Origin of the sequence: Peptostreptococcus anaerobius 653-L, assembly GCF_000178095.1 — a bacterium.
Lineage (GTDB): Bacteria > Bacillota > Clostridia > Peptostreptococcales > Peptostreptococcaceae > Peptostreptococcus > Peptostreptococcus anaerobius.
The window spans coordinates 88782-111192 of record NZ_ADJN01000065.1 but is presented as its reverse complement, the minus strand read 5'-3'; the positions used below and the strand labels follow the sequence as shown (position 1 = coordinate 111192).

29 protein-coding genes are annotated in these 22411 nt (G+C 36.5%); 3 read left to right on the top strand and 26 right to left on the bottom strand.

The window, feature by feature from the left end:
* Nucleotides 1–74: 74 nt before the first annotated feature.
* Together HMPREF0631_RS08830 and HMPREF0631_RS08825 are read left to right on the top strand one after the other, a co-directional pair.
* Complete coding sequence (locus tag HMPREF0631_RS08830; RefSeq protein ID WP_039866512.1) at nucleotides 75–902, top strand: undecaprenyl-diphosphate phosphatase; 828 nt, start codon at nucleotides 75–77, stop codon at nucleotides 900–902.
* 192 nt (nucleotides 903–1094) lie between these two features.
* Nucleotides 1095–2405 (top strand): ISL3 family transposase, encoded by a 1311-nt coding sequence (locus HMPREF0631_RS08825; RefSeq protein ID WP_002844533.1) that lies wholly within the window; start codon nucleotides 1095–1097, stop codon nucleotides 2403–2405.
* A gap of 234 nt (nucleotides 2406–2639) precedes the next feature.
* Here the strand turns inward: HMPREF0631_RS08825 and HMPREF0631_RS08820 are convergent, their stop codons facing one another.
* From HMPREF0631_RS08820 to HMPREF0631_RS08805, 5 genes are all read right to left on the bottom strand, one after another.
* The gene (locus HMPREF0631_RS08820; protein WP_002844404.1) at nucleotides 2640–4901 is read right to left on the bottom strand and encodes a cell wall-binding repeat-containing protein; all 2262 of its coding nucleotides are present in this window, start codon (nucleotides 4899–4901) and stop codon (nucleotides 2640–2642) included.
* 449 nt (nucleotides 4902–5350) lie between these two features.
* Nucleotides 5351–6253 (bottom strand): hypothetical protein, encoded by a 903-nt coding sequence (locus HMPREF0631_RS08815; RefSeq protein WP_002844421.1) that lies wholly within the window; start codon nucleotides 6251–6253, stop codon nucleotides 5351–5353.
* 355 nt (nucleotides 6254–6608) lie between these two features.
* Nucleotides 6609–6764: a YvrJ family protein gene (locus HMPREF0631_RS09795; RefSeq protein WP_002844546.1), complete on the bottom strand. Its 156-nt coding sequence runs from the start codon at nucleotides 6762–6764 to the stop codon at nucleotides 6609–6611.
* Nucleotides 6765–6767: 3 nt separating this feature from the next.
* Nucleotides 6768–6998 carry a DUF2922 domain-containing protein gene (locus HMPREF0631_RS08810; RefSeq protein WP_002844553.1) on the bottom strand — a complete coding sequence of 77 codons (231 nt, stop codon included), beginning with the start codon at nucleotides 6996–6998 and terminating at the stop codon, nucleotides 6768–6770.
* Between the two features lie 43 nt (nucleotides 6999–7041).
* On the bottom strand, nucleotides 7042–7248 hold the full coding sequence (locus HMPREF0631_RS08805) for a DUF1659 domain-containing protein (RefSeq protein ID WP_002844471.1): 207 nt from the start codon (nucleotides 7246–7248) through the stop codon (nucleotides 7042–7044).
* Nucleotides 7249–8468: 1220 nt separating this feature from the next.
* Between HMPREF0631_RS08805 and HMPREF0631_RS08800 the strand changes: the two genes are divergently transcribed.
* On the top strand, nucleotides 8469–8666 hold the full coding sequence (locus HMPREF0631_RS08800) for a hypothetical protein (RefSeq protein ID WP_002844507.1): 198 nt from the start codon (nucleotides 8469–8471) through the stop codon (nucleotides 8664–8666).
* Between the two features lie 14 nt (nucleotides 8667–8680).
* Here the strand turns inward: HMPREF0631_RS08800 and HMPREF0631_RS08795 are convergent, their stop codons facing one another.
* The 21 genes from HMPREF0631_RS08795 to HMPREF0631_RS08710 all read right to left on the bottom strand — a co-directional run bounded on the left by HMPREF0631_RS08795 (nucleotide 8681) and on the right by HMPREF0631_RS08710 (nucleotide 22408).
* Complete coding sequence (locus HMPREF0631_RS08795) at nucleotides 8681–9406, bottom strand: N-acetylmuramoyl-L-alanine amidase (RefSeq protein ID WP_002844530.1); 726 nt, start codon at nucleotides 9404–9406, stop codon at nucleotides 8681–8683.
* Complete coding sequence (locus HMPREF0631_RS10055; RefSeq protein ID WP_002844547.1) at nucleotides 9406–9546, bottom strand: hypothetical protein; 141 nt, start codon at nucleotides 9544–9546, stop codon at nucleotides 9406–9408. Before HMPREF0631_RS10055 ends, HMPREF0631_RS08795 begins: the two co-directional genes overlap by 1 nt.
* Nucleotides 9546–9941, bottom strand: coding sequence for a phage holin family protein (locus HMPREF0631_RS08790; RefSeq protein ID WP_002844526.1), 396 nt, complete (start codon nucleotides 9939–9941; stop codon nucleotides 9546–9548). Before HMPREF0631_RS08790 ends, HMPREF0631_RS10055 begins: the two co-directional genes overlap by 1 nt.
* Before the next feature lie 86 nt (nucleotides 9942–10027).
* Nucleotides 10028–10228 carry a CD1375 family protein gene (locus HMPREF0631_RS08785; protein WP_039866511.1) on the bottom strand — a complete coding sequence of 67 codons (201 nt, stop codon included), beginning with the start codon at nucleotides 10226–10228 and terminating at the stop codon, nucleotides 10028–10030.
* An 11-nt stretch (nucleotides 10229–10239) separates the two neighbouring features.
* On the bottom strand, nucleotides 10240–10353 hold the full coding sequence (locus tag HMPREF0631_RS10310) for a CD1375 family protein (RefSeq protein WP_002844537.1): 114 nt from the start codon (nucleotides 10351–10353) through the stop codon (nucleotides 10240–10242).
* Nucleotides 10353–10811: a hypothetical protein gene (locus HMPREF0631_RS08780; protein ID WP_002844551.1), complete on the bottom strand. Its 459-nt coding sequence runs from the start codon at nucleotides 10809–10811 to the stop codon at nucleotides 10353–10355. The genes HMPREF0631_RS10310 and HMPREF0631_RS08780 overlap by 1 nt, the downstream gene beginning before the upstream one ends.
* Nucleotides 10812–10822: 11 nt before the next feature.
* On the bottom strand, nucleotides 10823–11470 hold the full coding sequence (locus HMPREF0631_RS08775) for a hypothetical protein (RefSeq protein WP_002844515.1): 648 nt from the start codon (nucleotides 11468–11470) through the stop codon (nucleotides 10823–10825).
* Between the two features lie 3 nt (nucleotides 11471–11473).
* Nucleotides 11474–11899 (bottom strand): hypothetical protein, encoded by a 426-nt coding sequence (locus tag HMPREF0631_RS08770; protein WP_002844500.1) that lies wholly within the window; start codon nucleotides 11897–11899, stop codon nucleotides 11474–11476.
* A 1-nt stretch (nucleotide 11900) separates the two neighbouring features.
* Nucleotides 11901–12455, bottom strand: coding sequence for a putative phage tail protein (locus HMPREF0631_RS08765; protein WP_002844534.1), 555 nt, complete (start codon nucleotides 12453–12455; stop codon nucleotides 11901–11903).
* Nucleotides 12455–13483, bottom strand: coding sequence for a baseplate J/gp47 family protein (locus HMPREF0631_RS09600; protein ID WP_002844519.1), 1029 nt, complete (start codon nucleotides 13481–13483; stop codon nucleotides 12455–12457). The genes HMPREF0631_RS08765 and HMPREF0631_RS09600 overlap by 1 nt, the downstream gene beginning before the upstream one ends.
* A complete protein-coding gene (locus tag HMPREF0631_RS08755; protein WP_002844540.1) occupies nucleotides 13483–13920 on the bottom strand; it encodes a contractile injection system sheath initiator in 438 nt (145 codons plus the stop codon). The genes HMPREF0631_RS09600 and HMPREF0631_RS08755 overlap by 1 nt, the downstream gene beginning before the upstream one ends.
* The gene (locus HMPREF0631_RS08750; RefSeq protein ID WP_002844531.1) at nucleotides 13917–14246 is read right to left on the bottom strand and encodes a DUF2577 family protein; all 330 of its coding nucleotides are present in this window, start codon (nucleotides 14244–14246) and stop codon (nucleotides 13917–13919) included. The genes HMPREF0631_RS08755 and HMPREF0631_RS08750 overlap by 4 nt, the downstream gene beginning before the upstream one ends.
* On the bottom strand, nucleotides 14246–16201 hold the full coding sequence (locus HMPREF0631_RS08745; RefSeq protein WP_002844433.1) for an XkdQ/YqbQ family protein: 1956 nt from the start codon (nucleotides 16199–16201) through the stop codon (nucleotides 14246–14248). Before HMPREF0631_RS08745 ends, HMPREF0631_RS08750 begins: the two co-directional genes overlap by 1 nt.
* On the bottom strand, nucleotides 16201–16899 hold the full coding sequence (locus HMPREF0631_RS08740) for a LysM peptidoglycan-binding domain-containing protein (protein ID WP_002844423.1): 699 nt from the start codon (nucleotides 16897–16899) through the stop codon (nucleotides 16201–16203). Before HMPREF0631_RS08740 ends, HMPREF0631_RS08745 begins: the two co-directional genes overlap by 1 nt.
* A gap of 15 nt (nucleotides 16900–16914) precedes the next feature.
* Complete coding sequence (locus HMPREF0631_RS08735; protein ID WP_002844542.1) at nucleotides 16915–19227, bottom strand: phage tail tape measure protein; 2313 nt, start codon at nucleotides 19225–19227, stop codon at nucleotides 16915–16917.
* Between the two features lie 42 nt (nucleotides 19228–19269).
* Entirely contained in the window at nucleotides 19270–19428 is a 159-nt protein-coding gene (locus HMPREF0631_RS09930) for a hypothetical protein (RefSeq protein WP_157755930.1), read from the bottom strand.
* A 17-nt stretch (nucleotides 19429–19445) separates the two neighbouring features.
* The gene (locus tag HMPREF0631_RS08730) at nucleotides 19446–19847 is read right to left on the bottom strand and encodes a phage tail assembly chaperone (protein ID WP_002844523.1); all 402 of its coding nucleotides are present in this window, start codon (nucleotides 19845–19847) and stop codon (nucleotides 19446–19448) included.
* 133 nt (nucleotides 19848–19980) lie between these two features.
* Nucleotides 19981–20409, bottom strand: coding sequence for a phage tail tube protein (locus tag HMPREF0631_RS08725; RefSeq protein WP_002844492.1), 429 nt, complete (start codon nucleotides 20407–20409; stop codon nucleotides 19981–19983).
* Between the two features lie 10 nt (nucleotides 20410–20419).
* Nucleotides 20420–21520: a phage tail sheath subtilisin-like domain-containing protein gene (locus HMPREF0631_RS08720; protein ID WP_002844538.1), complete on the bottom strand. Its 1101-nt coding sequence runs from the start codon at nucleotides 21518–21520 to the stop codon at nucleotides 20420–20422.
* Between the two features lies 1 nt (nucleotide 21521).
* Complete coding sequence (locus HMPREF0631_RS08715; protein WP_002844539.1) at nucleotides 21522–21953, bottom strand: phage tail terminator family protein; 432 nt, start codon at nucleotides 21951–21953, stop codon at nucleotides 21522–21524.
* Nucleotides 21954–21961: 8 nt separating this feature from the next.
* Nucleotides 21962–22408 carry an HK97 gp10 family phage protein gene (locus HMPREF0631_RS08710; protein WP_002844554.1) on the bottom strand — a complete coding sequence of 149 codons (447 nt, stop codon included), beginning with the start codon at nucleotides 22406–22408 and terminating at the stop codon, nucleotides 21962–21964.
* Between the last annotated feature and the right edge of the window lie 3 nt (nucleotides 22409–22411).

Genomic DNA, 22411 nt, shown 5'->3' with positions numbered 1-22411 from the left:
TAAATTTAACTTATTAATAGTCCTGGATACTTGTTTTTTTGAAACCAATACTGTAAACTAAATATATTATAGAAATGGGAGGTAATAAATTGTTGGAAATTTTTAAAGCGATATTCCTCGGTATAGTCCAAGGAATCACAGAATGGTTGCCTGTCTCTAGTACAGGACATATGATTTTGGTCGACCAATTCCTACACTTGGCAGGAAGCAAAAAGTTTGTCGATACTTTCTTAGTCGTCATACAGTTCGGCTCCATATTAGCCGTTTTAATACTTTATTTTGAGAAACTTAACCCTTTCTCCAAGAATAAGGGTCCAAAGGCTAGAAAGGCCACGTGGGACCTGTGGATTAAGGTTGTAATAGCAGTCATACCATCGGGTCTGATAGGGGTATTATTTGAGAAGAAAATCGACGAGGTCTTCTTCAATCCTACAGTTGTAGCCCTAGCCCTAATCGTATACGGTATCATAATGATATGGCTAGAATCAAGACACAAGAGACCTAATATCACAAAGTTCTCTCAGGTGTCCTACAAGACAGCCCTGATGATAGGTATGTTTCAGGTCCTAGCCCTAGTACCAGGTACATCTAGGTCAGGATCTACTATTATAGGTGCTAGCCTACTAGGTACATCTAGGTTTATAGCGGCGGAATTCTCATTTTTCCTAGCTATACCTACCATGCTTGGAGCCAGCCTACTCAAGTTGCTCAAGGCAGGGTTTGCCTTTACAGGGTTTGAATGGTTTATCATGCTTGTAGGCTCTGTGACAGCCTTTGTAGTGTCTGTAATCGTCATCAAGATGTTTATGTCATACATCAAGAAGCACAGCTTTAAATCCTTTGGTATATACAGGATATGCCTTGGTATATTGGTGTTTGTATACTTTGCCTTTGCAGGTTAATAAAAATAATGGCGTTAGTAAGAAGGTCTAATTCCTTTTACTAACGCCGTATTTATAGGTTGTATAATATTTAGCGTTGGTGAGAGAAAAAATTCTCTCCCAACGCTAAATTTTTCGCAAAAAAAGAAGAATACACATCAAATCTCATGTATAATTTAAATTACGACAAATAAAAAAACAAGGAGAAATGATATGTATTCTAATGCTAGTATAACAGAAATCTTGGGAATTAACGATAACAATTTAGTAATTTTAAGTAACGAAAAAGAAAATATTAAAGGTATAGAATATACAGTCCTAAGGGGAAAGCTTTCATATAGACCGACTTGCTGCCCTAAGTGCGGTATAGTCAATGAAAATTATGACATAACTAAAAATGGAAGTCAGACTGTAAAAATACTTTTTAATAGGGTTAATACAAACCCTTTGATATTGATGGTTAAAAAGCAGAGGTTTTTCTGTAAGCATTGTGAGTCAACATTTATGGCCAAAACGCCTATCGTAGATAAGGGGTGCTTCATATCGAATGATGTTAAGAGGTCAATAGTTTTAAACCTATGTGAGACTAAGTCAATGGACTTAATTGCAAGAGAACACTGTGTATCTCCTACTAGTGTTGCCAGGATACTCCGTTTAACTGAAGATAGGAGAGGAAAAAATTATCTTCCTAGGGTTCTATCAATAGACGAATTCAAGTCAGTAAATACAGTTGATGCGTCTATGAGTGTAAATTTAACTGACTTAGAAGGCGGTCATATTTTTGATATTCTGGCGGATAGGAGACAAAGATACCTCTTTGAGTATTTTAATTCATATCCCTTGAAGGTTAGAAAAAGTGTAGAATATGTGACTACAGACATGTATAGGCCATATATTGATCTTGCCGAAAAGGTCTTTCCAAATGCCAATATTGTGGTCGATAAATTCCACATAGTACAGCTCTTGACGAGGGAGCTAAACAAGTTAAGGATAAATGAGATGAAGAAGCTTAATACCAGGTCTAGAGAGTATAAAGTACTGAAAAGATACTGGAAAATACCACTTGCTAAAAACTGGGAATTAAATAGGATATATTTTTACAAGAATAGGCCCTTTAAAAATATGACTAGTTCAATTGATATATTATACTATATGTTAAAGGAATTTCCCCACTTAAAAGAGGCCTATGATTTTTATCAAAACTTCCTATTAAGTATCTCTAAAAACGATGTGACTATGCTTGAAGATATTCTAAATACTAGGACTGATGAAATACCAATGTGTTTTAGGAAGAGCATAAAAAGCCTTAAAAAGCTTAGAAAGTATGTGATTAATTCATTAAAATATGACTATACGAATGCTATGGTCGAGGGTAAAAATAATAAGATAAAGGTAATTAAAAGAGTATCCTACGGATATAGGAGCTTTAGGAATTTTAAGGCACGGATAATGCTAATGGAAAGGTATAAGATACAAAAGGGCAACATCCATAGTTATCAGTTTGCTATGGATGCTGCCGCATAATTTAATAGATTTTGTTGATTTAAATTATCACCAACGTTATTTGACATAGAACCATATTTTATCAATACATACTTTATATGCTTATCACATGTATTATTCAACTATATGTCACTCTCATAAGATTTATCAGTATTAGACAAGGCTTAGTTGTCCCTCGTAAAAACAGGAGTGGTAAAACCACTCCTGTAAAATCCACTAATATTTAAATCAGTATTTTATATATTTTTTAGAATCTTATAATCCTAAGCTATCAACAACTGCCTTCATAAAGTCAGCCGCTACAACTCCACCTACCTGGTTAACATTTTTATTTAGAACTTCCTTATTATCCTTTAAGTATTTAGCCTGATCATCGTTTAACTTTCCATCTGCTAGCACTATTGGATAACCCTTCTTAGAAGCAAGTACACTTGAAGTCTGAGCATCAACCAACTTATCATTAGCTCCACTTGCAACTATTAGACCCTTTATAGCTATATCAGAAGGATAGTATTTCTTAAGTATTGCAAGGTTAGTATCATATCTATTAGATCCAGATATTCTATCAACTGTTGGATTTGTCGCTACAGCCTTAAGATCTTTAAGTGCTTGAGTTGATATAGAAGCTTCTCCACCTACTGCTACTATATTCCTAACACGAGCCTGTCCTAAGAAATCTCTAACATCCTTACTAACGCTAGCCTTCGGCACAACCAAGACTGGTGAAACCATATTTGCTGATTTATTAGCCGCCACTGGAGCTATAGACATAGCATCAGCCGCACCATCACCGCCTACTGCAAACACACTTGTTTTCATAGCATTATTAGCTTTTAACTTCTTTGCTACGCTTAGTGATGTATCAAATCTATTTGCACCAGCAAGTCTCTCAACTACTACATTAGGATATTTTTCCATTAACTGTTTTTTAACAGATGCAGGAACAGAAGACTCTCCACCAACTATATAAACAGTCTTATTGTAAAGTTTATCGCAAGCTCTCTCTATTTCTGCAAGAGTATTTCTGCTTAATCCATTCTTATCAGCTAATAGAATCGGAGCATCAAAACGTGATGCAAGAGGAGCCGCTGATAGACCATCTATAACAGACTCTCCACCAACTATTACAACTGACTTAGCTTCACCATCTTTAAATCTTTCCTTTGATACTTCAATAGCTGTTTCGTATCTATTTGCACCAATTAACTTAGTAAACTTACCTACAACCACATCAACTGGAGTAATTAAATCATTCTTAACAACCTGAAGGTCTGCTGCATTTTTACTAGTAAGAGCTATCTTAAGGTTAATCTTTCTTGCAGTATCATTTGCATCTACTGTAGCAACAGTAATCTCAAGTGCAAAGTTACCATCTCTATTAACAATTTTCGCACCCTTCAAAGCCTCTGATAATCTAGCTTTATCAGCCCTATAGCTAGTACCTTCGTGGTTAAATATACCATCTCCCTTTGCAGCTTTTTTCAACTTATTTACAAAATCTGCACCTTCCTTAGTATAGCCACCATCTTTAGTAAACACATCTTCTATCTTAACTTCCTTAGTCACGATATCCTTTAATACATAAACTTCTGTGTCACCAGTCGGAACATCTATCTGAGTTCTCTTACCATCTTCACTAGTAAGATTTTTAAATCCAGTAACCTTATCATAAGCTGACTGTTCTATTCCTTCTAAACGGTTATTTTTGTCATCAGTAACCTTAAGTTCAGCCTTGTCTGTCATAACATCATGAAGATCAATTGCCTTATCACCTGGCTCAAGCTTAACTACAGCACCACTTGTTAATTTTGCTTCAAGCTTTTCAATATTATTGTATTGTGGTGTGTCAAGAGTCCATTTATTACCATCAACCTTTAATTCTTCTACGAATCCAGCCTTATTATTGCTGACATTTTTCTTATTGTTAGATTCATCAACCTTAACAAACTTAGCTAGGAAATTAGCAACATCAGCAAATCTCTGTTCAGTCTTTGAATCATTTACAACTTTCTTTATTAGCTTATCAGTTGTAATTTCAACTGGTTCGCCATCTTTATTAGCTCCCTTGTCAACTATTGATACGATTACTTCCTCATCATTAAGAACTAACTTTTCTATTAAAGAAGAAGCCTTCGCAGCATCAGTTACTATGTACTCATGACCACTCTGAACTTTCTTTACTTTTGAATCATTGATAAACTGAGTATAAGCTGCTGCATCAGCATCCTTTAATAGACCATTTGATTCCTGATCTGCTATTACATTTTTAACTGATAATACAACTAAATACTGAGACTTCTGATAATCCTCTATGTCATCAGTCTTTTTGTAGTCATCTTTACCTATACCTTCATTATTTGTAACCTTGTACTGCTTACCTAAAGCTTCCTTTATTTTAGCAGACACTGTATCAGCAGATACTTCTAAATGTTCATTCACAGCAGCATTTGCTATTGCTGGAGCTACAGTTGTTACAGCAGTAGCAGCAGCCATTAAAACAGCTATTTGTTTCTTCATTTTATAATTCCTCCCAACATATTATTCAATTACATTCCATTATTTAACAAATAGTGACCACTAGTCACTATATCTTTCTCACACTATAATAATATTACAATTTTGTAATTTTATCAAGTCTTTTTTTGAAATTTGTCTGTTTTTTTATGTATTTCTCTATCCATTATAGTATATTTTTGCAAGTATTACAAGCTGTTTATTCATTTTGGGCTAGTTTTAACTATTTGTTTAATAAATTACAAACCCCCTCACAGTAAGGAGGGGGTAGGGGTAATAAGGTTCATATTCACAAATGTTACATTTTTTTATTTTATGTAACCTTTTACCGTGTTGGAATGAGTATATACTAACAATAATTTTATTTTACTTTTGACTTTTTACTTTTGACTTTTTTGCTTTTGACTTTTTTGCTTTATCTTTTTTACTTTTGATTTTTTTGATTTTGACTTTTATCTTTTCCCTATCTTTTTACGATCTGATAGGTTAGTCTGTATTATCGCATCTGCTTTTGCCCTTAGACTATCTGTTTTTAGATTTGTCTCAGGATTATCTTTTTTGGATTCGCTTATCTCCATGAAACAGTCAAATACCTTATCTAACACGTCCTCTGGTATCTTGCCTAGCTCATATAGTTTCTTTGGTTCAAGCTCTCTTAGTACTATAAAATACCTACTCTGGTGGCTCTCTCTTAAAAAGATATATCCACACTGGTACTCTATTATATAGTCCATAGACGTCCTAATCTTGTCCTTCAATAGCTTTTTTAACATATAAAAGAACCTGTTCACTATATCCATTTCGCAACCTGCACCTCCCAATATTCTAACATACTCATTACTATAGCCTGTGAGAATCTCTATCTCCTTGTTGCTATAGCCATACATATTGATAAATATATCGACCACCAAGCTCAGTAGGCCACTACGCATCGATTTGAGGCTTTCTATTTTGACCTGCTCTCCCCTATGCTCATCAGCCAACTCGACCATATCATCTATGTTCTCTTGTGTGGTCCTGTTAGACATCCTCAGTGCCATAGATAGACATAGGTACTCGCTATCTATATATTGCTTGGCTAGGTCTACCAAGGCCTTCTCTAGGTCTTCTTTTGACTGATCATCTGTGTAGCTTCCGTCCTTGTTGATCGAGTCCGGCTCCTCATGTGCCTGTATTATCAGATACTCTGAATTGATCTTGTTAATTACATTGTGCAATCCGGGTCTGCTACTGACAAATATCCTCTTGTCCAGCCTCGTCCTAAATACACTTTCTCTTAATACTTGGTAATTAATCAAATCCTGTTCTCTTGACATTATACTCATAAGTTCGCCGATTCGATCATCGAAGTTCATAAGTTACCTCCTATTTATACTTTTTGGGGTATTTACTCTTCCCAACAACTATAATTTATCACATAAAATCCAACCTGTCACCATGGTTAGTGAAATAACTTGTTTTCTAATGTTTTGTCTTTGCAAAATCTCTAAATATTATTAAACTAAAATGCAACATTTGTTATTTTTTTTAAGATTTTTGACTTTTTAAAGAGATCTAGGCCGGTAGTTCCAGCCTAGTCCCTTTATAAAATTTTTTTATTGACAACTTTATTTTATTATGATAATATTCATTCTTACATTAATAAAACATACTATTTGTCTATTTTTGCTTGTTTCTTTTTTAATATAGTAATTATATTTATCATTTGACTTAATTTCTTGCTAGACTAGTCTCTATAGCCCTTGTCAGTGATTTTATACTATCTGCTAGCTGGTCGATCTTATTCTCCATCCTGACTAGTAGGTATACAGACATAGCTATCGGAAATCCTACGTTCTGTACTAGTTGTATGACTTGATCTTGCAATCACTATTCTATGATTAAATCCATAGCCTCTATTGATGTATCGACCAGTCTTGCTGATACAGCCTCTACTATTGGCTTGCCCTTGACTATCAGTGCCTTTTTCTCAACCATTAGGTCCATCACTGCCTTTACATTGGCCTCTGATACGTCCTCTCTAACCCTGTGTAGTGTCATAGATGTCTGTACCTTGTCCTCGTTCTTAAAATAAAATACTAAATACTTTTCCTTTGTCATTGTTATTCTCCTCTCTTTTTACGAATAGTTTGTTAAATACTAGCTATATTGCCTTTGTCTCTACCCTAGACATATCCACAAGGTTGAGTGTCTGTAGTCCAGCTACTGCCCTACCTATAGCCTGTAGGTCTTCTACTCCTACCTGTGGGTTTATCCTATTGACCACTACTGTTGCATACTTTTTCTTGTTGTTCTTGTCTACTCCGTTTTCTAGTCTTAGTTTCAAACTTGTCTTTTCGATTGCTGCCATTTACTTTTCCTCCTAAATATTATTTGTTATTGATCCGGATCTGTAGGACTAGCTCTTTCCTACAAGACCATTCTAACCCATAAGCATATATATCTATAAACATACAATTTGGAATTTTTAGTTTTTTTAGCCTATTAAAAATGAGTGATAACAAGGTTATCAGAATAACCCTATCATCACTCATTTAAGTTGCATAGCAAATGGTGCCTTAAAGCTCAATATCCAGTCGACAAGTCCTGCACTGATCAATTACCTAATCCAGTCAACAAGTCCTGCACTTATCAATTACCTATATTAATGAAGAAAAAAATCATGTAGGTCAGACTTTTAGACCCAGTAGCCCTTGAAAATAGACGGTAAAAAGGGAGTCTCTAGACTCCCTTTACTCGTTGATATATCTATTATTTAGCTCCTAGAGCTGCCATTGTAATGTAGTGAAAAAAATTTTTGTACTCATTTTTCACAGTTGCAAGCATTGGTATTGCTAGCTTTCATTTTTATTATTTTTATAAAAAAACTCTCTTCATAATTTTTCTTTGCCATTTCTTTGCCATTTATATTAAAACATCATATTACTATATGATTCTCCAATTCGTTTTTAGCAATCACAAAATACTATTCATCCATTTCAATTCCTTTCATTAATTCCAAACAATCGCCTTTTTTGATTTTATAATTAAAAATGTCTATCATTATTTATCTCCTCCTTTTATATAGAACGTACGTTCTTTTTAATATATTTTATCATATTTTTTGATAGAAGACATCTCAAAAAACTATATTTATAGTTTTTCATAAAAAGTATTGAACGTTCGGGCAGAATAGTGTATGCTATAAGTATAGAAAGGAGGAAGCATGAGTAACAGATTACACAATCGAATCAAAAGAGAAAGAAAAAGAAAGGAGTTAAAACAAGAAAAAAACAAAGAGTTACTTGAATGGCTAATTACTATAATAACTCTGATACAGTTTATAGAATCGATAAAAAACCATTTCAAATAACTCTTATGAGGGGCTTAGCCCCTCACCCTTTAAGGGTATTATACCATACTCATGCCAATTGATAAATGAAAAATAACAAAACTTTGATAATTTCTATTTTGGGTTTAATATCCGTTATAGCCTTAAGTACTACAAAAAATTTAATATTTGCATTTCCAACTGCAATATTTTTAATATGTTTTTTTTACTTAAAAATCAAAAAATAATAGGAGGTAAAGATGGATAAGAGAATTTTGAAAGTAGGCTTTACCACATCTGGTGGTACTGCTTCCAAGGGAAGTGTCACAACCAGAATTGGGTTACCCACTAGCTGGATAAAATCCATGGGAATATCTAAAGAAGATAGGGAGGTATGTGTCACTTTTGATGAAGAAAAAAAAGAAATAAAAATAGTAAAAAATAAGGGTGGCATATAGCCACCCTCTTATATTTATATACCTACACAATACCTAGCTGACACATAGCCTACTCTAGGTATCTTATACCATGTCCCTTCTAAGTTCTTTACTACTTCTTCGACATATATCTTTGACCCATCTCTATAGGATGACACTTTTCTATATCCTACACCTGGACCCATACGTACATTTAATACATCTCCTGGTGTCTTAGTCTTGACCGAGTAACCACCCTTAGATATATTAGTATTTACCTGCACAGGTGTTTGACCCATGTACTTTTTAACCATGTCTATAAATCTTTGCCAACCTAAGTCTAGTGTCTTATGAGGGCAGTATTTACCACTACAATACTGGTGGGTAACTACTCTATCAAGTCCCCATCCTTTAGCCTTTAGGATTGCAGCCACATACTTGGCGCAATTTTCTTCTGCCTTTAAAAATTCACTTATATTTCCTGTACTTCTAGCTATTTCTATACCTATATAGTGCCTATTGCCATATGTCGCCCCACAGTGCCAAGCATTTCTATTAAATGGTATGCACTCATATATAGCAGATTCATCTACCACACTATGAAAGCTAGTCCAGTTTGAATTTCCCACCATATAACTAGCTTCACTCTTAGCCTTGGCAGAATTATAGGTATTATGTACTACTATCTTTTCAGGATTCATGACAAATGTCTGCTTTTTACTTTTATTCCAGCTAGGTACTGGAAAGTCGTATATAGGTACACCACACATAATCTTATTCATTATATCAGACCCTCTTTCTTCAAATCTTCTATATCTTCTTCAGATAAGCCACCAAGCTCACCTTCTTCATAAAAGCTGTTATCTTCTAAATTTTTCTTGTATAGTTCTTCATCAAATTCTATTATGTGATTTACTTCCATTATTTACCTCCTAATTTGTCTAATATATTTGCAAATATCTTAATATCTGTACCACTCTTGTTTAGATTTTCAACGATTGAGCGTAGCTCTATCATCAAATATCCTATATACAGAGTATATACTAGTGCCGTACCTGCCCCATTTGGAATTACTACACTTATAGGTATAAATACGATCAAGGCCAGCATACTTCCTATCTTCCTTAGTATGCCATTTATACCTACCTTACTTTTAAATTCTATATCAGGATTCACAACTGCTGCAATCGTTCCTGTAATAAAGTCCACTATCATTACAAAAGCAATTATCATCAGAATAAATAATATCCTGCTCTCCTCCGTCTGCGTACACTGCTTTAAAAATCCAAAAACACTGTTTGCTATTTCCATATCCATAAAATCACCTTTCTTTAAAATAGGCAGTTTTAAGACTTGCCCAGGTCTGTGCAAATAAAAAACTCAAGCTTTAGAGTGGTTTTCAACTACTCAACTACTAGTTCTTCAAGCTCCATAGATATTAAAAGTTCCTTAACTTTAGCCTTTAGGAACCTTGGAACTTGTGCATAAGTTCTTACACCTGCTACTATACAAGTTACATAACACATTGCCATATCTTCTCCACCTCCAATCTTATAAAAATTTATATAAAAAAAGAACCTAATATTGTTAATAAGATTCTTCATATATAGCACCCCTATTCAGTTTTTAGTAATTCCTCAACTTCTTTTCTAAGAAATTCAGGAACTTGTTCGATTGTTCTTTTGCCTTGTCTAATTAAATATACATAAATATTTGCTAACGCACTCATTATACTGTACCTCCTGCTTTCATCTCTATAGCTTCTACTATAGCTGTAGATAGTTCCACCTTATCCTTTTCAATCTTTTCTGTAAGCTCTGCCACGGCTACTGCATACTCCAGTCTAACCTTATCTGCTTCTTCCTTAATTAGCTCTTCTGTGGTTTTGGGCGGTTCTGTAGGCTTGCCAGTCTCATAGTCTATCCATTCAAAAATTAACTTATGCGGCTCTGATGATACATCGACCTTATATGAATTGGACTTATTTTCCTCTAAAAGTTTACTTAGTCGCCCATATTCTAGCTGTATATAGCCAATTTTATCTTTCTCATATTGTTTTAGCACTTTGTAGTTTTCATAATCCTCATCAAAAGAAGTTTCAACCACATATCCCATCATATCGCCTATTTCTAATATCTTATTACCATTGGGTTTTAAATAATATATTTTAGATCCTATTTTTTTCATACCTTCACCCCCTATTCAAATGCAATCCAATATTGAACTTTGTCCTCGCCAAATTTGTTTTTGTTAACATAGAGCGGCTCTGCTTTTTCAATATCCAAAGAATCACTCCAAGCAACAATGAATTCTCTATTTTCATATTTAAATTGAATCTTTCGTTTACTTGCGATTTCAATTGGTGATTGATTTTTAACTTCGTCGAAGTATCCGACATAACTTGAATTTTTAATAGTTAAAACAAATGGTTCATTGTGATTATAAGTTTTGTCATGCCCTACTCCTACAAGAGTTCTCATATAAAATCCATTTGTGTCAATCATTAGCGCAGGGATTGCCTCCATATCTCGATTATAACTTTCATTACCAACGCTAGATGCATTAGCAAGACTTGCAATAATGACACTTGGCTTAAAGCTAAGAGGCATTTTGATATACTCGCACATGCCTCTTTCGTACTTCTTAGTTATAACTGGTGTCATCCCACCAAACGCCCATCTTTTTCTAGATTTCTTAACGCTTTGTATATTTCCTACTATATCCAAGATTTTTGTAGGAGACAAATTATCATCTTTTTTTATTTCAGCAAATATATCTTTAAATGTTGATTCGTAATCCGAGTATAGCTTTTCAGTTCTTTCAACCTCAGTCTTATAGTTACTCATACTCTACCCCCTTAACAGTTTTTCTAGCCTATCATTAGCAACCCTATGCCTCTCAACATAAATACCTAAGTTCTTGCTGTATTCGTCTACTGATGCCTTGTACTCGCCCATTGTATCCACTATCTCAGTATCCTTATCCTTTAGTTCTTTAAGCACCACATTTAACATCTTGCCACCCCAAGTAGTAACTTTGACTTTCAAGTCTGTCAGTTCAATGCTGCCAAGTTTGCCCCATATAAATTTTACAAAGTTAGCAGCCGACTTCTCACCGTGCTCGACCTCGTCATAGCCATTTAGGACGGTCCCTTTTATATCTCCGAGGGTTTCATCAGCTATTTCAAAGTTTTCTGCTACAGCCTCTATGTCAACGATATTATCACCAGTAATCTTATTAAACCCGATATTATCTGTCTTTTTATATCCTTCCATGCTACAGTTCCCCCTCTCTCAAGTCTTTCCAAGTTTTTCCTAGTGCCTTCCACTCGTTCCAAGTCTTACCATATGCCTTAATGTCATTCCAAGTACGATATTTAAATTCAAAGTCGTATGCAAGGTGTGCGGGCTTGACTTTATCAATTATCTTTCTTATTTCGTCAATCCTGCTAGGCACTCCTACAGTGCCTGTAAACTTTACAGTGAACTTGTAGTTGGCATAATCCTCTATAATCTCACATGTCCCATTACTATAGGATTCAGCTATAGACTTTACCAAAGCCACTGTAGTCGTTCCATTTGATTTCATGCTAGCCATGATACTTGATCTCATAGTGTCTATATCAACATCACTGATGTAGTCTATCCCTACAAACTTATCCCAGTATTCTAGCGTATATGTAGCAGTAGATACGCAATACTCCTTCTCAGAGTCAACTATATCACTAAATAATTGCTCCACCTCGACTTGGCAGCACCTTACAATATCACTTAGATATTCACTTCTATAGCAGTACGGGAAGTACTCAATTAAATCCTTAATCTTATACATTATTCCACCACCTCTATTGTCACAGTGCCGACCTTGGCCTTTTGCTCTGATGTGATGCTCAGATTAGACTTACCGCTATTTATAGTCAAGTCTACTACATCATCTACACTAGTTAGTCCAGCTATGAGTGAGTAGAGCTTACTGTAGACTACACTTGATCTCACATCACTTAGATATTTATTAGCTACCTCAGTATACTCATTCCTGATTGTAGCCATTGCACTTTTACTCTTGACTCTAGCAGATATATTGACTACATAGTCTGACATTGATTTTACAGTCACTTTAGGACCTATAGGCCTTACAACCTCTATATATTCCTTGACTCTTCTGATAGTGTCCTCGTTTACTACATTGTTCTTGCCAGCCACTACTACCTCTACTGTGCCAGGTCCATCCTTTAGCCCTTTGGTCTTGGCATCTACTACACCATCAACCGACTTGGCCCATTCGTTGTAGTGGTCCTCGTTTCCTGTAGTTCCCTTGTGCCTCTGAGTGTAGAAAAATCTCGTATAAAAGTCCTCGTCTGACTCTATATCTATACCATTCTTAAATTCATTCTCATTAAATATCCTATCGAACTCCATCTCCTCACAAGTGAAGTCACTCCCAGCCTTGATATTGCCAGCAGACCCAACTTCTAGGGCCTTTACTATTGCCCTGCCTTCTCCTTCACTTGAAATAGATCCTCCCTCAGTCACTACAAATTCTAGTCCGTTGCATTTTATTATCAACCCATCTTTTATAAGCGTCCCTGGTGCCCCAGCAAATACCACGCTACCACTTGCTAACTCTCCATCTTTCCTGTCATAGCCAAATTCACTAGCCCTCTTGTCAAGAAATTCAGCCCTACCATCTACAAGAAACACCTGTTTTTCTTCCTCATCCTTGATAGCATATTCCCTAGCTATTGCATTTGCCACACTTGAGAATATAGCATATGTCAAAGTCCCCTCGTAGACTGGTATGTCTAATTTGAAGTTGGATACCATAGAGTCTAGTATCTCGTCTTTACTCCTTACTTTCACTATGCCACCCCCTTCAATCTATCTGTACCATAGCTTGTCTCTATCTCAATATTTATATTCAGCTTATCACCTGTCCTGTGAACCCCTAGGTTTTTCACACCTAGCACATATGGACTTTTCATCAGACACTCATTGATATACCTATATGCCTCAGTCTCAGTCAGCTCTTTAGTGTACTCATATCCTATCAACTCCTCATGCTGACTTCCGTACTCTTCAGTAAATATCTGATGAGCATATCTCTGTGTCTTGATAGCTAGATAGCACCAGACCTTTATAGCCTCAATACCTTCGACTAACTTGACCTGTCCTAATTCATCTAGCAAGACCTCACCAGTCTCAAAATCTATCCCAGCCTCAACGGGTACAGGTAGATCAGTATCTTCACTGATATTATAGTCCTCAGGAACTCCAGCAAAAGGAAAACCATCGATCATATGCTCACCACCTTGTCAATTATTATAAATTTCTGTTCTAACTCTTGTTCATACAGCAATACCAACACTTCATCATCAATCTTAAAGGGTGATGCCTTTATCTTGTGTGAGTGCTTGTCGCTTACTGTAGTATCTATATCTTTTAGCTGCCTTTTTACTTTATCAAGTATTGATACCTGACTCTTGTCAAGTATCCCAAAATAGTTGTTAGATATTTTGAGTGGTTCGACTGACACCACCTTAGCCATGTAGATTTTATTTTGCCTAGCCTCTCTATCTCTAGCTATATTTGTAAATGCCCTTTTCAAATCTTCATATCCACTCACTACTCCCAGCACCTCCTAACATAGTATTTACCATATGTATATATGCTCCTCATACTTATATGTGCTCCTTTAGGACCACCATTATGTACTATCTTACCATTGCCTACACATAGTACTACGTGACGGCCTGATGGTGAGTATTTGCTATCCATGACTATTATGTCTCCTGCCATGGCTTTACTTAGAGATACTCCTCTACCTGCACTCAACTGGCTTCCAGTACCTTCGCCAATTCTTATCCCAGCCTTCTTGTGTAATATGTGAATAAATCCACTACAGTCAGTAGCATATATATTTGACCTGCTACCTGCATATGTGTATCTGCCCTTACCTACCATCTTCAGAGCTTCCTCTACTATAATTTTCTGCTTTTGATTTACAAATTTATAACCATTTACACCTTCTATAGTACCTGTTCCATTTGAACCTGTTATTACTACATTCTTCTCAGCCTCTGCATCAGATGCCACTCCAGAACCACGCTTGCTATCATTCCAGTCTGTGCCAGTCCACTCTTTATACCATTTCTTTGTATTTGCTATATAAGCAGCGACATTATTGCCATCAGATTTCGGTGCCCATGTAGATATAATCTGGTCATAGGAGCGATTCTTCTTGTGTATATGAGATATGCCTATAAAGTGAAATCCTCTTTTTATACCTTCCTCTATACTAGAGTATATCCCAAACCCTCCACTAGTCTTTCTGATATTTGGGTCTGGATCTCTAATACCAAAAAAGTTATTACAATTTCTGGCTAAGTTAGAATTAAAACCTGCACCAGTTTCCATCCTTGAAATCATCAACATCAACATTGGATTGACTTTATACATATTGCCATATTTTACAAACAAATCACCCTTGCCTGCCAGTGGCCCACGCAGTACCTTGTTTAGCATTTCAGCAGTGACACCATGCCCCCAGTCCTTAGTGCCTGTGGTTGTACCACCTTCATCATTATTTTTATCTAGCGTATCTGACCCAGCATCCTTATCGTCCATGATATTTTTAAAATTTAGATCAAGGCTACATTTATAATTTCCACCAATCCACTCGTGAGTATCTGAATCTATATAGAATTCTCCTATCAGTCCTGTATGCTTGTCGCTTACATGGACTTTCATACCACTCTTACAAGTGTAGTTGCCGTAGCCCTCTAGCTTGCTTGTATAGTCTACTCCATGATAGAGTTCATCTATCATAGCCTTGTTGACCTTAGACTTGTCCTCGACCTCCAGCACCGCATTTTTCATGCGGTTAAATACTTTCAGCAAATCCTTGTTGACATTCTCAGATATCTTGTTGCCGTCTTTATCTACTACAGTCACTTGATTGATTAGATTCTCTACACTTGAAGTATGCTCAACAGAATATATATTACTATCCTCGTCAAATGCTATTGTAAGAGCCAACCCACGCTCTATGATATTGACTTTATCAAGATCTATATCTAGCATGTATTTTTTCTTAGTCGTCTTGGCTGCCAAGGTATACATAGTCATTATAATTTCATAAGCAGACACATCTCTAAAATACCTAGTCAGCTTGATATTAGTCCCTATGAATTTACCGACTTTCAACCTAGATAGCTTAGTCATTTCATCAGCGACCTTCTCAGCCGTCATATTTACATAATTCTTACTGTACTTAGCATTAGCTAGCGTATAACCTATATCCTTAGCAGTTATCTTAGTCGTATTAGAGTTACTAGCCTTACTTACATCTACTATATTGCCTCTATAGATTTCTTTACCATCAACATAAAAGCATAGTGTAGACCCCTCCACTATACCCAGTTGCTTTATTTGCTTGTCATTGATAGTCTGAAACACTTCTGTCTCTAGTGTCCTTGCAACAGAGCTTGTGGATCCTGATATCTTGACAGATGGTATCATATTGCTGACATCCCAGAATGCTCCATCTCTTATATGAACTATCAGTTTTACCTTATTCATTATGGAATCACCAACTTCCACCCAACATAAATAACATTAGATTTTTTTAACTTAGGATAGTTCTTTTGGTTTTCAGAATTATTTTTTATTTTTTTGTACTGGCTGCCATTTCTATAATATTTAAATGCTATGTCCCAAAGGCAATCCCCACGCTTTACTGTATGATATCTCACTTTGCTATTTGACTTTGGCTTGTTCTCTATCTTCTTAAAAGATTTTAAAGTTTGAGTATCCATGCCAGTTTTCTTTATGTCAATCTTTCCACTAGGCTTAGGCTGGCTTGGAGCCCAACTTACTGCCTTGGGTGGTTGATATTCTATAATATCTAATGTGAACTCTATATCGTTAGACCCATCAGCCGGCCCCCTACTGAAGTTCACTATCTTTATTGGCCAGTTGATTTCAGATTCAGTCACTATGTATCTTATCTCAGACTGTGACTTGGCAATCTCGTCAACTATCCTCACGCACTCCAACGGATCTGGAAAGTCATAAAAATCTAGATATGTCCTGTCCTTGTCAGATGGGAAGTGAGAGCTTAGAGAAGTCCTATTCAAAGCTCTACCACCATACATAGCCACCTCATCACCATTTGCAAGGTATTCAGTATCAATTTTGTAGGCTCCCGTTACCTCAATATCCTGAGGCACAACAGGGAACCTAAATGACTTACCTTCAGTTTTTAACCATGCTTCCATTAGATTCCCTCCTACCTAAGCTAGCAGAACAATCTGCTTAGCCATATCTCTTGCAATTTTTTCAGGGTCTGACTTCTCCCTGATTTGCAGCACATCAGCCAGCTTGCCTACATTCACTATTTTAGTAATTCCCTTGCTTGATGTCCTGCCCTTTCTATATTCATCTGCATCATGCTTATTTAAGACCATTTCATCCTTGTGTAGCAAAGCATGATAACCGTCAAAAGGTATCCTCCCCTTACCAGTCCTATGCTCTCCATTTACAGACCCATGCCTAATTAGGTTGATAGTCCCACGGATAGGATGCCTTAAGAATTCTTTCAGACCATTCCAAGCCTTCTTGACACTCCTAATAGTACTGTTAAACCTACTTGCAGTAGCAGATATAGTACCACGTATAGCCCTTCTTAGAAGTGACCTAAGAGCAGTCCAAGCACTCTTAACCTTATTTACAGCACTGTGGAAAGGCTTAGACAGTAGTTTTACTACGGCCTTTATAGGTACTTTTAGATACGCTTGTAATCCTCTCCAAATGCCCTTTATAAAATTAACAGCACCTTTTACTATCTTCTTTAGTCCTTCAAATGCCTTCTTGTAGTCTCCTTGGAATATTCCTACTATAACTTGTATCACCCCTGATAGCATTTCGACAATGCCACCAAATGCAGTAGCAATTCCTAACACAACCTCTGTGACAATGCCTACAAGTATCTTAAAAGCAAATCCTAGCACTCCTACAACTATCTCTGCAAGAGGTGTAAGTATTGCCTTGCCAAGCTCAAATAAGAATAATAGCAAATCACCTATAAATTTTATGACGGGCTCAACTTGTTTACCTAGGTCAACAAATTTATCCTTTAAATCATTTATGACCTTCTTTACATTATCAATGCCTACAGTTGAATCTACAAATTCAAGTAGCTTATCATTTACTTTTCCTACAATTTCCTTGACCTTGTCCCAGTTCTTATATAGTAGATACCCAACTGCTACTAAGGCAAGTATCCCAGCCATTACACCAAGAGTAGTCATTGACATTCCAGCGAATAATCTTATTAGTCTTCCAGTAGTCAGCAACAAACTTCCAATAGTTTTCAAAAACCTACCCACACCAATATTGAGCAGTCCAAATACTGTAGTAAACATAACTATCTTAGCTACAACTCTTATTACTGCAGGATTTACACTCTGTAGACTTTTCACAACTTTAGTTATGTTTTTGATTGTATCTCTAGCAAGTGGTACAAGTGCATCAGATATATGTATTAATGATGCCTCCCAGGTCGATTTTAACCCGTCTATCTCACCTGATAGGTTGTCTGCCATAGTCTTAGCCATCTTATCTAAAGCTCCATTAGAGTGATTTATTTTCCCTGTTAAAATATCAAAAGTGCCACCCATACCATCTAGTAGTATCTTCAAATCATTAGCATACTGTTTGCCACCTATCATCTGTATATATTGATTTCGTTCTGCCTCAGTCATCTTATCCGTTTTGGATTTCAACTCTTTAAGAACATCAATCTTAGACCTCATCTTACCTGAAGAATCGGCAACATTTATGCCTAATTTCTTCATAGCTTTGCCAGCTTCAGAGCTAGTAGCATTTAGATTCATAAATATCCTAGATAACGAAGTACCTGCCTCGCTACCCTTTATACCTGCATTTGCAAGAATACCTAGTAATGCATTTGTCTGACTCATAGATATATTAGCTGTTCTCAATGATCCACCAGCACCTATCCATGCTTCCATCAGTTGAGATATATTAGTATTAGACAAGTTAGCAGTCTTAGCAACTTGATCTAAATACTTAGTTGAATCACCAATTGGAATATTTGCAGAATGCATTGAGTCAGCTAACAAACTTGCAGATTGTGCCATGTCCATATTTCCAGCTATTGCTGTTTTGACAAGTGGATTAGCTAGCTTTAGTGTATCCGCTACGCTATATCCTGCCTGAGATAGATATATCATGCCGTTAGCTGCATCACTAGCACTCTTAGAAGTAGTTGCACCTATCTCCTTAGCCTTTTCTCTCAGCCTAGTAAATTCACTGCCAGTAGCTCCACTGACTGCCTTTACTTGAGACATTGCTTTATCGAACTGCATACCAGTTTTAAGAGCCATTCCACCTACAGCAATAAATGGAGCATTCAGAGCTAATATATTTCGTCCTAGAGACTCCATATTGGCACCTGTTTTTCTCATAGTCTTGCCAGTAGTCATCATCTTACCAGTGTAACCATGTATAGCCTTCTCAGCGCCCTTTAAATTTTTGGAGACTTCATCCCTTAGTTTTAGCACCGTCTCTATTACTCTTGCCAATGCCTACATCTCCTTTCAAAAAAAAGGACCGCTTGCAGGTCCCTAACCAAATCCTTTTTCCATCTCTTCATTTGCCTTATTTCTTTCTTCGATTTCCTCACGGAGAAAGGCTGTTGCAATCTTCCTTTCTCCTCGCTTCATCCCATATGTCACAGATGGCATAATATTCTTTTCCTTGAACATCAAATACATGAAGTTCACTCTACCATCTGCCCATATTAGTTTTTTATTTCTTCAAGCTCGTCCTCAGTATTTTCAGCAAGACCACCTAGCTCTGATATGAAGTCTGCCAACTTCCCTATCTCTTCCTTAGTCATCAGTTTCTTGATTAGATCTTTAGGAGTCTGACAACCAAAGTGAGTCTGTAGCCCTTCATCTCTTAAGTCCTTGCAACCTAGCAATATCATCTTTATCTTAGTATCAAAAGTAGACACTTCTATGCTACCACTCATTGACATATTTAGAGCATCTTCATCTAACTGAGTAGCCCTCTCAGAGTCTACTTCAACACATTTAAACTCCATTACCTGACCAATTCTCTTAAGCTTCATCTTAAGAGTTCCCTCATTCTTCTTTACTAATCCTGCATCTATTTTCATTAAATTATCTATTAAGCTCATTAGTCTTTTTCTCCTTTTCAAATCATTAATATTTCTTATCTCTAGTCTGCTGAGTTCTAACTTCAGCTCATTAATTCTTTTATTCTTATCAAGATATTTCGACCATAGATTACTTGAATCTATGGTCTGTATCCTATATGAACTCCAATATCTCCCACTCTGTAGCAGTAAATGGTATCTTTTCTTCCCCTATCTGCTTTGTCTGCCAGTCTGCTAGAGCAGCCTTCTCGAACAGTGCATCATAGATTACTATTCTTTCATTTCCTAGTCCGTCTGGATCATCCAGGTTAGATACAATCTTGCACTTAGTAGCCTTACCCTTCTTAGTATTGTCAGCTACCTTCTTCATGATAGTAGATGTCACTTTATTCATAGTGATTTCACCCTTTAGCTCATAGCCTACCAACTTCTTATGTTTAGCCATTGACTTTGCCTTGTCGACATCACCAAAGTCTAGATTTAGTTCAGCCTTAAATCCTGTCACTTCTTCATACTCAGCATCATCTATCCATAGTTCACCATGAGTGCCGCACAGTGTTTGATCTGTATTATAATTTTTCATGCTCTACCTCCTAACACACAGCTGTAATATGTATATCTTCCATAGCATCTGTAAACATCAAGTCAGCCTTGATAAAAACATGACTGTCAGTCTTGGCATCTCTGATTTCCTTCTCAGTCATACTTGATGTGTCGATGTTCTTCTCAAGTTTTAAATATTTCTCCTGTGCTGCAACATCTATATCTACATCACTCTCACTAGTAGATGCTAGGATTACACCTTTCTTAACTAGCTCAGCGTTATACTGCTTGATACTAGTTACCAGTAACATTTTTTCATTGATTCCATTTTGCATAGCACCAAGATATTTCTCGTTGCTAAGTTCCTTGACTTCTCTCTTCCACATATGCATCTTAGACACTATTAGTATCTTCTTTCTTTCAACAGACTTGTCACCTAGAGTAGTTAGTGAAGTCACTCCACGACCAAATCTGACCTTGTCCCAATCGTTGAACAGCACAAGTTCGCCCTGGTCTATCTTAGTATCATACTGCTCATTAGTCAGCCTCTCAACGCTCACAATATCTGCTAGATGTAGATTTGTTATAGATCTAGTCAGAGGAGTGCCAGCCAGCGCACTAGCGACTCTAGCAGTCATTATTGCAGGTGTCACCTCTATATTTTGCTTATTTCCCAGACTTGCTACCACAACCTTTTTGCTAGTAAAATTAACTACATACTCGCAATCTGCCTTTGTATTCGATAGCACAGCTTTTACTTCCATATTTCTTTTCTCATTCAGACTCTTTATCCATTCTCCAATTTCAACACCCTTTGCCTCAAATTCAGGTGCACAGAACCAGTCAAACTTGATACCCTCAAATACCTCTAGTCCTGTAGCTATTGCCTCAGTATCATTTACAAATGCTATGTGTACCCTGTAAGGCATATTTACTGCCCCTCTAAAAACTAGCTCTAATGCCTCTTCGCCATCAGCAGACAAATTGACCTTGTCAGCCTTCAACTTTTCCTTAGCCTCATCATAATTCTTAAAACTATACACATTTGTCGATGCAGCCTTTAATAAAATAGCAACGCTGCCCCTCTGTAGTAATCTTACAGTTTCTTCTGTCCTAGCTACAAAATCAATCTTAGTGGACTGTAGACCCATCCTATACCTCTCTTTCCCTTACTTCCAATACTTCCATAGTATCGTACTCTTCCTTTTCGTATCTTGTCATGTACTCCACTCTAAAAGTGAAATACATAAACCCTTCTTCCTCGTCGACATCAAACTTGATATCTTCCACATTCAAGACCCTGTCCTTGACCTCCAGACTCAGCCTAAACTCCTTTTCTAGATCAGCTAGGACTTTATACATATCTATCTTGTCTAGCTTCTTAGCAGGGTAATACAGAGCCCTCAGCCTCAGATTATTTCTATGAAGTGTCTTATTGACGGCACTGGAGCTGATTACATTCATACTTGTAAAAAAAATCGGCCCTGCAATATCTTCATCAATAGCATGAGACCCAACACCCACTCCAGTAACCCTCTTAAGTTTTTCATTGAATGCCTTCTTCACATCCATGACTGTAATCAAACTACCACCTACCAATTTATATTTTTATCCAGTAGATCATATATCCACTTCTCTATATCTTCATCATAAGTATCATTCATTTTATCCACTGCATTTTCAACAGGAAAATACCCCTTTACTCTGCCTAGATGATGAGCCTTGCCACCATCTTTCTTTTTAGGTCTATATAATACTAGTTCATGTCCTTCTTCTATCAAGTGAGCATATGGCACTTTAGAATCAACAGTAACCGTGTATTCTCCTCCTTTTTTTTCAGGTGGAAAATGCTTATAAGAATCTTTCAATTTTCCAGTCTTTACAATTCCTTGATTTTCAGAATCTTCAGCTACCAATTCTTCTAACTTGACAGCTTTTTCATCAAGCAATTTTATAACCTCCCCTGGAAATCTCCTCTCGACTTCTTTTACTGCTCTTTCAAACTCCTTAGCACCTCTTACCTCTACCTTTACATCCATGAC